At 33.5% G+C, this 12,061-nt stretch carries 12 protein-coding genes; 5 read left to right on the top strand and 7 right to left on the bottom strand.

The genetic code is table 11. From position 1 onward, the window contains the following. Positions 1–3 precede the first annotated feature (3 nt). Together IEV63_RS03925 and IEV63_RS03920 are read left to right on the top strand one after the other, a co-directional pair. A complete protein-coding gene (locus IEV63_RS03925; RefSeq protein WP_188405462.1) occupies positions 4–990 on the top strand; it encodes a succinylglutamate desuccinylase/aspartoacylase family protein in 987 nt (328 codons plus the stop codon). Continuing rightward, positions 983–1,549, top strand: a complete 567-nt coding sequence (locus IEV63_RS03920) for a 5-formyltetrahydrofolate cyclo-ligase (RefSeq protein ID WP_188405461.1) — start codon at positions 983–985, stop codon at positions 1,547–1,549. Before IEV63_RS03925 ends, IEV63_RS03920 begins: the two co-directional genes overlap by 8 nt. A 60-nt stretch (positions 1,550–1,609) precedes the next feature. On the opposite strand, the gene IEV63_RS03915 is transcribed toward IEV63_RS03920, so the two are convergent. From IEV63_RS03915 to IEV63_RS03900, 4 genes are read right to left on the bottom strand one after another with little or no spacing between them, the layout of a single operon-like run. Then, positions 1,610–2,188 carry a DUF3332 domain-containing protein gene (locus IEV63_RS03915; RefSeq protein WP_188405460.1) on the bottom strand — a complete coding sequence of 193 codons (579 nt, stop codon included), beginning with the start codon at positions 2,186–2,188 and terminating at the stop codon, positions 1,610–1,612. Positions 2,189–2,213: 25 nt separating this feature from the next. After that, entirely contained in the window at positions 2,214–4,031 is a 1,818-nt protein-coding gene (locus IEV63_RS03910; RefSeq protein ID WP_188405459.1) for a M1 family metallopeptidase, read from the bottom strand. Beyond that, positions 4,021–5,682, bottom strand: a complete 1,662-nt coding sequence (locus IEV63_RS03905; protein ID WP_188405458.1) for a S8 family peptidase — start codon at positions 5,680–5,682, stop codon at positions 4,021–4,023. The genes IEV63_RS03910 and IEV63_RS03905 overlap by 11 nt, the downstream gene beginning before the upstream one ends. Before the next feature lies 1 nt (position 5,683). Then, positions 5,684–6,541: an MBL fold metallo-hydrolase gene (locus tag IEV63_RS03900; RefSeq protein ID WP_188405457.1), complete on the bottom strand. Its 858-nt coding sequence runs from the start codon at positions 6,539–6,541 to the stop codon at positions 5,684–5,686. 95 nt (positions 6,542–6,636) lie between these two features. Between IEV63_RS03900 and IEV63_RS03895 the strand changes: the two genes are divergently transcribed. The 3 genes from IEV63_RS03895 to IEV63_RS03885 are packed head-to-tail and all read left to right on the top strand — an operon-like array spanning position 6,637 to position 10,164. Then, on the top strand, positions 6,637–8,514 hold the full coding sequence (locus IEV63_RS03895; RefSeq protein ID WP_188405456.1) for a cation:proton antiporter: 1,878 nt from the start codon (positions 6,637–6,639) through the stop codon (positions 8,512–8,514). 12 nt (positions 8,515–8,526) lie between these two features. Next, positions 8,527–9,633: a DNA-processing protein DprA gene (gene dprA / locus IEV63_RS03890; protein WP_188405455.1), complete on the top strand. Its 1,107-nt coding sequence runs from the start codon at positions 8,527–8,529 to the stop codon at positions 9,631–9,633. Positions 9,634–9,642: 9 nt separating this feature from the next. Further along, on the top strand, positions 9,643–10,164 hold the full coding sequence (locus IEV63_RS03885) for a hypothetical protein (protein ID WP_188405454.1): 522 nt from the start codon (positions 9,643–9,645) through the stop codon (positions 10,162–10,164). 72 nt (positions 10,165–10,236) lie between these two features. On the opposite strand, the gene IEV63_RS03880 is transcribed toward IEV63_RS03885, so the two are convergent. Genes IEV63_RS03880 through IEV63_RS03870 form a run of 3 tightly spaced genes read right to left on the bottom strand, consistent with a single transcriptional unit; the run spans position 10,237 to position 12,054 of the window. Beyond that, entirely contained in the window at positions 10,237–11,145 is a 909-nt protein-coding gene (locus tag IEV63_RS03880; protein WP_188405453.1) for a DUF3078 domain-containing protein, read from the bottom strand. 52 nt (positions 11,146–11,197) lie between these two features. Continuing rightward, the gene (locus IEV63_RS03875) at positions 11,198–11,722 is read right to left on the bottom strand and encodes a DUF2480 family protein (RefSeq protein WP_188405452.1); all 525 of its coding nucleotides are present in this window, start codon (positions 11,720–11,722) and stop codon (positions 11,198–11,200) included. A 5-nt stretch (positions 11,723–11,727) separates the two neighbouring features. Next, a complete protein-coding gene (locus IEV63_RS03870; RefSeq protein WP_188405451.1) occupies positions 11,728–12,054 on the bottom strand; it encodes a DUF59 domain-containing protein in 327 nt (108 codons plus the stop codon). Between the last annotated feature and the right edge of the window lie 7 nt (positions 12,055–12,061).

Below are 12,061 nucleotides of genomic sequence, written 5' to 3'. Positions count from 1 at the left end.
TGTATGGAAGTTTCACCATTTATTGATGAAAAAAATATACTACACCTTTTGGGTAAAAAAATTAAACCTGGAAAAAGCAAACGTATTAATTTTAATACGGCTAAACTACATACGCATACTTCGGTTGAAATTCCTGTAATTGTGGAACGTGCAAAAAAAAAAGGACCCGTTGTTTTAATTACTGCTGGAATTCATGGCGATGAGATCAACGGAATTGAAATTGTTCGTCGTGTGGTTGCCGAAAGTATTAATAAACCCGAAAAAGGAACTATAATTTGTATTCCTGTACTTAATATTTTTGGCTTCATTAACGGTGCAAGAGAGTTTCCCGATGGTCGTGATTTAAATCGTGTTTTTCCTGGAACTAAAAATGGAGCTTTGGCAAGCCGATTTGCCTATCATTTTAGTAATCAAATTTTACCCATTGCCGATCTATGTTTAGATTTTCATACAGGTGGTGCCAGTCGATTTAATGCGCCGCAAATTAGAATAGACAGAAGCCACAAAAAAAACACCTTGCTTTCTAAAATATTTTCGGCACCCTTTACGGTAATTTCACCAAACATAAAAAAATCATATCGCTATACCTGCGATCAATATAACATTCCTGTTTTGTTATACGAAGGCGGAAAATCGCTTGACAGCAATAATGAAATTACCCAAGTTGCAATAGAAGGTATTAAGCGGGTTTTGAGTCATTATGGTATGTTACGGATAGAAACACCTGTTGTTCCTTCTGAAACTGAAAGTATTTTGATTGAAAGTACATTTTGGATGCGCGCTAAATACAGCGGACTTTTGCACTTAAAAATTCCTGCTGGTAAACAAATTCGAAAAGGAGAAATATTGGCGCATATTACAGATCCGTATGGTAATTTTATTCATCGGGTAAAAGCAACATCAAACGGACATGTAATTAATGCTAACCAATCGCCAACCGTTTACCAAGGCGATGCAATATTTCATATTTCTAAAGAAAGCAATGGATAAAACAGCAGCACGATCTTTTTTTAAGAGTAAACGAAAAGCACTCACTAAACTGCAAATTGAAGATTTAAGCTTACAAATAGCAAATCGCATTGTAAAATTACCCATTTGGGAAAAAGAATTTTATCATTTATTTCTTCCCATCGAAAAGCAAAAAGAAGTGAATACTGAGTTCATCATGCATGTTTTACAAGGAAAAGATAAACATATTGTTATTTCGAAATCGAACTTTGTAGACTTTACAATGCAACATTTTTTACTTACCGATACTACTCAAATAGAAGTAAATAAGTTTGGTATTCCTGAGCCTAAAAATGGAATAGAGATAAAACCTGAACAATTAGATGTGATTTTTATTCCCTTATTAGCAAGCGATAGCAAAGGAAATCGTGTGGGTTATGGAAAAGGATTTTACGACCGATTTTTACATCGATGCAAACCTAGTGTGTTAAAAATTGGGCTTTCTTTTTTTGAACCAATAGATCATAAAATAGAAGGTTTTACTGAAAATGATATGCAATTGAATTATTTGGTAACGCCGAAAGATACTTTTCAATTTTAAAACTAAAAAAACCGTCTTCTTATAAAAAGAGACGGTTTTTTAATTCAATTTTACTTCCGTTTAGTGTTTTACATAACGCAACCCACTTTGTTCCAATTTATTTTCTAAAATGGCCATATTTACTTCATTTGAAGCATTAGGATCTATTTTAATACTTTCGCCTTCTGGCGTATGGATTAAATAAAAACCATCTTCCATAGAAGCTAATTTAGTCAATGCTCCATTTTCATCAACAGCATTCCAAGATTTATCTTCAGGTACAAAAAGTAAATTTACTTCTTTGCTTTCATTTTCACCGCTTAAAATAGCTATATCAAATTTATTTTTAGAAGCAGTCATGCGCACATCGGTTCCTTTAATGTTGGCATATTGTGTTTCTGTCTCTCCTTCTGCCATAGCAATTGGGTTGCTTCCTGTCCAGAATTCCAATAAATTGAAAAACAATACATCACCTGCAATAAATAATGAATAAACAGGCACAATATTTAAAGCCCAAAATACCAAGTTATCCATAAATTTATTGTTGGTTAAGCCATCATTCCAATCTCGTAAAGAATTAAATGCACTAAACGAGCCCAAGCATGATGTGGAGAGTATAGTAACACTTAAAAGTCCACAAATTAAAAATTTCTTATTCATAATTATCTGTTTTTAGGTTCTACATTTATTTTGTTAACGAATTGTTTTCACGTTGTATGTCTGCCATTAAACCAGATGGATCAATTTCTACTTTTTTAACACCAGAATTTGTTGGAACATTAAAAGTATATTCAGGATAAGCCCAAGCCCAATCGGATTGTACATTCTGTGTATTTGGTTTTGTCCAGCGCATCATGCGAAGTGGTATATAATAATTTACAAGCTTTCCATCTTCGTAAGTAACTGCAATATCTAATGGCATAGGCATCAAACCAATTCTTTTAAGTAAAATAGCCGTTTTTTCTTCGGAAGCTTCAATGGTTTTAACCGCATAATCGATTGTATTGGTTGTTTGTGTCCAATCGGTTAAATACCAATTTAATTGAGCTCCCGAAACTTTTTCAGCTACTCGAATAAAATCGTTTGGTGTAGGATGCTTCATTTTCCAAGTTAAAAAATATTGTTTTAAAGTTTCAGCAAGTAATTCTTCACCAATTAAATATTCCAACTGAGCTAAGAAAACTGAACCTTTAGAATAGGCTGAAGCGCCATAAGCCGCATTAAATTGCCATCTATCGGCATGAGTAGTTTGTGGTTGTTCGTAACCTGAATTTGCTAGATTTGAATAGCTAGCATAACTTCTAGCCAATGGATTTTCTTTATTTTGGTTCATTACTTCGTTCATGGCTAAACCAGCAATATAGGTGGTCATGCCTTCGTCCATCCACTCGTGTTTAGATTCGTTTGTTGCCAATACATGCTGAAACCAAGAATGCGCTAACTCATGTGCGGTTACACCTACTAAGCTTCCAAAAGAACGTTCACCTGTAATTAGCGTACACATGGCGTACTCCATTCCGCCATCGCCACCTTGAATAACTGAATATTGTTTATACGGATATTGCCCAACATGTGTATTAAAAAACAAAAGCAATTCTTCTGTTTTAGGTTGTAAATTTTTCCAGTTTTCTTGAATTTCTGGATTATCTTTATAGAAGAAATGAAGTTTGGTACCATCTTTTGCAACAAAAGAATCGTGTATAAAGTTTGGATCGGCACCCCATGCAAAGTCGTGCACCATCGGTGCTTTAAAATGCCAGGTTAATTTTTTCCCTTTTGTTTTTACTTTTACGCCTTCGTCTTGGTAACCGTGTCCTATTTTATTCGGATTTTGGAGATATCCTGTACCACCAATAACATAGTCTTTATCAATTTTGATTTTTACATCAAAATCTCCCCAAACACCTTGAAATTCTCGACCAATATATGGGTGTGCATGCCAACCTTCAAAATCAAATTCGGCCATTTTTGGGTACCATTGCGTCATAGAAAGCGCCACGTCTTCAGCATTATTTCTGCCCGATCTTCGAATTTGTAGTGGGACTTGGCCTTCAAAGTTTAAATTAAAAACACTTGTTTCGCCTGGTTTTATTGCTTCATTTAAGCTTACTTCTAAAACAGTTCCTACAACTTTACTTTCTACAGCTTGGTTGCGATGTGTTAAATTCATTACTTTTAAATACCCTATTTCGTCTGGATTTAAATTTCCAATTCGGTTACCCACGCGTGGATCTGGATCTTGAATAGTTTGCGAACGCACGTCCATTTCACTGCCAGGTTGAAAAGCATTAAAGTATAGATGTATAAATACTTGGTTTAATTGGTCTGGTGAGTTATTAGTATACTTTATAGTTTGCTTACCTGTGTACTGGTATGTTTCTACATTCATATCAACTTCCATTTGGTAGTCTACATGTTGCTGCCAATAGGAAGTATTATTTTGTGCAGTTAAAGAAACTGCACAAAACAAAACCGTAATTATTGTAAGAAATCTACTGCTCATCTGCTAAAATTAAGGCATTGTATAGATTTGCTATTTTACCTGAAACCGACAATTCTGAAAACGGCATAGTTTTATTTGGATCTCCACTTACAATCACTTCACCTTCAAAAGCTAAACCAGAATCCATAATAACTTGCTTAACTTGAGCTGCAGTTAATTTTGGGTAATACGAGCGAATTAAAGCTGCAACACCAGCAACTGCAGGAGAAGCCATAGATGTACCTTGTAAAAACTCATACGTATCTAAAGGAGTTGATGCATAAATTTGAGAACCAGGAGCAAAAATATCGACATTTAATTTTCCATAATTAGAAAATCCTGAAACCATAGCTTTACCATAAGCTGGAGTAATCGACCCTACATTTAAGAAATTATCTGCAATTTCAGTAGTATTTTTTGGGTTTTGGTCGTTAGGATACACTTGTTTTTCGTCTAAATCTAAGCCTTCGTTACCAGCTGCATTAACAATTAGCACATCGTGTTCTGCAGCATATTTAATAGCTTCCATAACTTTTTCAGGATGTGTAGAAAAGTATTTTCCAAAACTAGTATTAATTACTTTAGCGCCATTATCTACTGCATAACGAAATGCTAGCGCAATATCTTTATCGTACTCATCTCCATCGGGTACAGCACGAACCGATAAAATTTGAACATTTTGTGCTACGCCTTTTGCTCCTTTATCGTTAGTTCGATTAGCAGCAATTATTCCTGCTACATGAGTTCCATGTTTAGCATCTTCTTTTTTAGGATCTGGACCAGAAACTTGGTTATTTCCGTATATAGTAACACTAAAATCGTTTTCATCGTCGCCTAAATTGTTTGCTCTAGCATATAAGTCCTTTTTAAAATGCGAATCTAGCCTTGCTTGAAAATACTCCATGGCATTGTCTAATTGGCTATAAACTTCTTCTAAATTTTCGCCAGCATTAGTCATGATGTTTAACATGAAATTTTTATCGTTCATTAGCTGAGTTGAGTCAGTTTCAAACTCACGAACACGATCAATGCTAAGTTGATCTACACCAATAGCAGTTTTTAAATTTTTCTCACCACGTTGTAAGTTGGTAAGCAACATTAAATAGCGGTTGTAATTAGTTTGCGATTGTTTTCTTTCTTTTTCATACTCAGCTTTAGCATCTTCATACAAAGTTTTCTCTTCCTGACTAGCCTGAGAAGGGTCATCTCCATAAAGATCTTCAAAATCACGTACAATTCTTGTATACTCAAGATTTTCTTCAACTATATCGCCAAGAAAGTTCCATCCATACACATCGTCGACAAAACCATTTTTGTCGTCGTCAATTCCGTTTCCAGGAATTTCATTTGGATTAACCCACATAACAGAAGCTAAATCTTCATGTTCGTTATCAATTCCACTATCGATAACACCTACAATTACAGTTTCACCTTCTTGGTCGCGAATTAATTCTTCATAGGCACGGTTTACGCTCATTCCTGGAATGGTATCGGTTAGTAAGTCGGCATGACTCCAAGATTTAAGCTCTTCTTCAGACAATTCCTGGTTTTTCTCTGGTAAATCTCCTAATCTTAAAGGTTCTGCATTAAACTGCAAACCTTTTGGACCACAGCTTGCTAATACTGTTGAAGCTACAATGGCTCCAATAATGTTTCTATTTGTTTTTTTCATTTTAATTAAATAATTCGTTAAAAGTAAAAGTTTGATTAAGTCGGACTCCTTTTTCAGTTTGATTTAAATTAATAATTTCATTGTGTGCGTCATGCTCTAAAAATAAAAAGTAATTTTGATTTGCAGCTTCATCTAGAAATTTCTTTTTTTCTTTTAAGGTAAGTAGTGGTCGAGTATCGTAACCCATTACAAACGGTAATGGAATATGACCTGCTGTAGGTAGTAAATCGGCGGCAAAAACAAGTTTTTTATCTTGGTAAGTAATAATAGGTATCATTTGTTTATCGGTATGGCCATCAGCAAAAAAAACTTCAAAATTTAATTCGTTATAAAAGTGGCGTTGTTGGGTACGATCTAAAAAATGTAGCTGTCCAGACTCCTGCATAGGTATAAGATTTTCCTTTAAAAAGGAAGCTTTTTCCCTATCGTTTGGATTAATTGCCCATTCCCAATGTTCTTTGTTTGTCCAAAATTTTGCATTTTTAAAAGCAGGTTCGTATCCTGTTTTATCTTTGTTCCATTGTATGCTACCACCGCAATGGTCAAAATGAAGATGCGTCATAAACACATCGGTTATATCATCTCGATGAAAACCATGTTTAGCTAAAGATTTATCTAAGCTATGCTCACCCCACTGATAATAATAACTAAAAAATTTTTCGCTTTGCTTATTACCTAAACCTGTATCGATTAATATAAGTTTTTTTCCATCTTCAATAAGTAAACTCGTAGCGGCAATGTCTATCATGTTGTTTGCATCTGCTGGATTTGTACGTTGCCATAAAGATTTTGGCACTACTCCAAACATGGCTCCACCATCTAATTTAAAATGACCGGTTTCAATGCTGTATAATTTCATTTAGTTTTGTTTAATTGCAAAATAATAAACTTACGTGAAGACAAACTTTGTATTCCTTCTAATTGTAGTATTTTTAACAACTCAATAAAACACTTATGCTAGAACTTTCTGGAATTATAATTTTGGGTATTGCAGCGCAATGGGTTGCTTGGAAATTTAAAATACCAGCCATTTTACCACTAATTTTAATTGGTTTGGCTGTTGGTCCTTTAGCTACACTTTATACAGAAGATAGTTCTAAATTAATAGAACCTATTTGGAATGGCGAAAGGGGATTATTTCCTGGCGAAAGCCTATTTTATTTTGTGTCGCTAGCCATTAGCGTTATCCTTTTTGAAGGTGGACTTACGCTTCGCAGAAGTGAATTATTAAACGTGGGGCCGGTAATTGTAAAATTAATAACCGTTGCTGTAATTATTACATTTGTAGGAGCTGGAATGGCTGCTCACTGGATTTTAGGTTTGAGCTGGCAAATTTCATTGTTGTTTTCGGGTTTAATTATTGTAACTGGTCCAACTGTTATAGCACCTATTTTAAGAAATATCCCCTTAAAAAAAGATGTATCTGCAATTTTAAAATGGGAAGGTATTTTAATCGACCCAATTGGCGCGCTTGTAGCAGTTTTAGTATACGAATTTATCTCTGCTGGTGGTGGCGAAGCTTTTACAAAAACAGCTTTAATTGAATTTGGCAAAATTGTACTTTTTGGCTCAACCTTTGGCTTCACCTTTGCTCACAGTTTAACTTTCTTAATTAAGAAAAAAGTAATTCCAAATTATTTAATGAATGTCTTTACACTGGCCACAGTATTGGGTGTTTTTGTACTAGCCGATAGTTTCGCTCACGAAAGCGGATTACTAGCAGTGGTTGTTATGGGCATTATTATGGGAAATACCAATCTCCCTAATTTTAAAGAACTCTTGTACTTTAAAGAGTCGTTAAGCGTATTGTTAATTTCTATTCTTTTTATTTTACTTGCTGCTAATATTAATATGAACGAATTAGAACTTGTTTTTAATTGGGAAGCACTAATTTTATTTGCTACTGTAGTTTTTGTAGTTCGCCCACTAGGAGTATTTTTAAGCAGCATCAATTCTAGTTTAAATTTTAGAGAAAAATTATTTATAAGTTGGGTTGGACCACGTGGTATTGTTGCCGCAGGTATTGCTTCGTTATTTGGTATAAAATTAGCTAGCCAAGGTGTACATAATGCTGAATTAATTACGCCTTTAGTTTTTATGATTGTTTTAGGTACTGTCTTGTTAAATGCGACTACTGCTAGGGCATTTGCTAAGTTAGTGGGTGTTTTTCAAACTGACTCTGATGGAATTTTAATAATTGGTTCTTCTTCTTTTTCACGAGTAATTGCCAAATATTTAATCGAAAATGACCGCCACGTTATAATAGTAGATAACAACCAAAGCAATACAGAAGCAGCGAAAAAAATGGGAATAGAAGCCATTAATGCTAATGTATATTCTGATGATTTAGTAGATAATGTAGAACTTTCTGACATTGGATATATGATGGCACTTACCGGGAATACTGCTGTAAATAACAAAGCCATTGAAAATTTCTCGTCACATTTTGGAGGTAAAGGAGTTTATCGGGTCATTTCTCCAGAAGAAATGGAAGATGCAGAAAACAATCCAGAAGAAGGCTTGTTTTCTTATACAGACGACTACATTAAATTGGTTAATTTAACACGTAAGTTTCCCGAGATTCACGAAATTCCATTAGCATCTAAAGTACACTTTGAGAAACTAATTGAAACAACTAATCAAGAGCCTGATGCTATTCCTTTATTTGTGAAAAACAAAGAGAATGAACTTATGTTAATTCCATCTAATGCACAACAATTAACTATTGAAGAAGGTTTTAGATTGGTCTACCTCGGCAAAGAAATATCTAACGAATTTTCTGAACAAATTACCAAGGAAACTTCAGTTAAAAAAGAAACAGACGCCGACTAAATATTTAGCTTTATGTTATCTGAAACTGAATTACTTTACCGAATCGCACTCCAAAAACTACCAAATTTAGGTGATGCATCAGCTAAAAAACTGATAGACAGAATAGGGAGTGCAGAAGCAATTTTTAAACAGAAAGAGAATTCTTTGTTAAAAATCGATGGAATTGGATTACATAAAATTAAATACCTAAACGATTCTTCCTATTTAGATGAAGCAGAAAAAGAATTGCATTACATACAAACTAATAAAATAGATGTTTCTACTTTTGATGAAAAAGAAGGCTATCCTAGTCTTTTGAAGCATTGTTTAGATGGTCCTATTTTACTCTTTAAGCGTGGCAATATCGACATACAAAATAAGAAAATAATCAGTATTGTTGGAACACGAAAAATTACTTCTTATGGCATGCAATTTTGCAAGCAACTTATTGCTGATTTAGCCGTTTTAAACCCCGTTATTGTTTCGGGTTTTGCCTACGGAGTAGATATTACAGCACAAAAGGCAGCTATAGAACACAATTTACAAACCATAGGTTGCTTAGCGCATGGCTTAGACCAACTTTACCCTAAAGCTCATGCAAAATATGCACCTGATATTGAGAAAAATGGCGGTTTTATTACTGACTTTTGTAGTGATGATTCCTTTGACAGGAATAATTTTTTAAAAAGAAATCGAATTATTGCAGGAATTAGTGAAGCAACAATTGTTATAGAAAGTGCAGATAAAGGCGGCTCGTTAGTAACTGCAGATATCGCCAATTCTTACAACCGAGAAGTATTTGCTGTTCCTGGAAGAACTACCGACAAACTTAGTTTAGGCTGTAATAATCTAATTAAAAAACATCAAGCTAAATTAATTACAAGTGCTGCCGATTTAATATACCACCTTAACTGGGATATAGAAGCAAAACCTGTTCAACAAACTCAGTTATTTGTTGAATTAAATGAAACAGAGCAAAAAATTGCAGATAAATTACAAGAAGTCGGTAAATGTGAATTAGACCAATTATCTTTACATACGGAAATTCCAACTTATCAATTGGCTAGTTTATTGCTTAATTTGGAATTAAAAGGAGTTGTAAAACCCTTACCAGGAAAACAATTTGAACTAATAAATTAAATATTAAACATGAAGAAAATTGCCCTAAGTTTAAGTCTTATCTTATGCATTACACTAAGCTTTACAGCTTGTGAGAAAAAAAGTAAATCTGAAAAAAACAACACGAGTAATGTAGAACAAATGCAATCTAAATTTGACAGCATTATGAAAGAAACAATCGCTATACATGATGATGTTATGCCTGATATGATTTTAGTGAATGAAAAACTCACAAAATTTGAATTTATTAAAGGTAAAATTGACGATCAAGAATATGAAAAGATAATTGCTGATTTACAACAAGGAACTAAAAAAATGATGACTTGGATGAAAGAATTTAGCAATAATTTTGAACGAAATGAAATTAATTCAAAAATAGATATTCAAGACGAAGAGCAACTTGAATTAAAGCTTAATAGTTTAAAAGAGTTTAAGCAATCTGCAGAAAAAATGAGTGATCATATTTCTAAAAGTATTGTAAATGCAGACAAAATATTAGAGCGTTTTGAAGACAAAAGTAAAAAAGAACCTGAAGAGTTAAAAAAACAGTAAACGCATATTTGGAGTACAAAAAAAGCCTAGTCTTAAAAAACTAGGCTTTTTTTTGTGTCTGATTTTCAATTTTTACAATTGAAAAGCTAGTCCTACTCCAAGTACTTGTCTAACCTGAAAACCTTTTACTGCATTATCATCATAAATAGCTTGGAAAGTAAAATTAGTCGAAATGTATTCGTTTACCTTCATTACTAAGTTTAATGTATAATCTAAATCTATGTTTTGTGGGTCTTCTAAGTAGTTAGAAAATAAGTTGAAAATATTTTCCATTGTAATATTTTTCATCAACTTAAATTTACCATAAGCATTAAAAGAAGCACCAAATTCAGTTCGTAAGCTTTCACCTTCGTCTAAACCAAAAAAATCACCATCTACATAGCCTGGAGTTGTTGTAAATCGTGAGTTTGCAAAGATTAACCTTCCCGTGGCAGGAGAGATATTTACTCTAAAATCGTCATTCTCTTTCCATAAAGCACCTAAACCTAATTGTAAAAATGCTGGAGACATAAATTCAGTTTGTAAAGTTCGAATTTCGTTGCCTTGTTCATCTTGCTCAAATTCGTATCCGTTAGCAAATTGTGTTCTAAAGTTCAACATGGTAGAATAACTCCACTTCGAGTCACCAACTTGATAACCAGCAACAGAGTTTAATTCTAAACGGTCGTTGGTTTTTCTATTAAATTCTTGATCTTTAGTTTTAGTGATTCCGTAATCTCCTAAAAATTTGGTATCCCAAGTTATCTTTTTATTCTTGTAGTTAATGTCATAACTAACTAGAATGTTTCCAGAATAATTGGAAGTACCACCGCCAAGCCATTCGTCGTTAAAACTAGCTTGATTGATTAGAAAAGAGAAGTTCCCTCCCATTTTCCATTTTTTTTCTTCTTGTTTTTCGTCACTGTTATTATCTGCAGTATTGTCTTGGGCATTAATTAACATGTAACTAAATAAAAAAACTAATAAAAAATATTTTCGCATTGGTTAATGATTTTAAGCGGCAAATATAATAGAATCTGCAACTTACAACCAATTAATTTGATTTAGCTTTATTTATTTTTTTTTTAAAAAGTGGAACTGAAGAGCAAGCTTCTCCATACATAATTAATTTAGCAATGGGTTGAAGCTTTTCGAGCAAGAGTAAATAAGCCGTTTCTGGAACGGGTTTATTAGCACAGCCTTTAATAATTACAGGTAAGTCTGCATAAGGTGTGGTATCAAATCTTTGAATTTGTTCTGCGTAAAGTGCTAAATTAAGGTCTGTTAAACTTCCTTTAACCACTTTTTTAGCGAAATTATTTAGGTGTACGCTAACTAACATGAATGCCCAGGAAGGAACAATAGCATCTGTACTGCAATACAAAGCCACTAATTGGTTATTGTATTGGCTCCAGTCATGTGCTTTTAAATGCGCTCTAAATTCTTTTTCTCTGAGAAGTAAACCTTCATAAAGCCATTGTGAAATATCTAATTGCGTACGTTTACCATCTATATACAAATCTTCTAAATCGATGGTTTCTAATTTACTTTTTGCTATACGATTTATAATTTCTGACATAACAATTACAGCATTCCTAGTTCTAACTTTGCTTCTTCGCTCATGTTATCTTTAGACCAAGCCGGTTCAAAAGTCATTTCAACTTCACAGTCGGCAACCATATCTAAAGATTTTACCTTTTCTTGCACTTCTTGTGGTAAAGATTCTGCCACTGGACAGTTAGGAGAAGTTAAGGTCATAATAATTTTAACTTCGGCATTTTCGTTTACAAAAACATCGTAAATTAAACCTAATTCGTATATATCTACTGGAATTTCTGGGTCGTATATCGTTTTTAAAACACGAACAATTTTATCTCCTAATTCTTCTGTATTAATATTTTCTTCTGACATAATTTTT

It is taken from the genome of Psychroflexus salis, from assembly GCF_014640175.1.
GTDB classification, from domain to species: domain Bacteria; phylum Bacteroidota; class Bacteroidia; order Flavobacteriales; family Flavobacteriaceae; genus Psychroflexus; species Psychroflexus salis.
The sequence above is the reverse complement of the archived record's forward strand: the minus strand, read 5'-3'. Positions and strand labels throughout refer to the sequence as shown.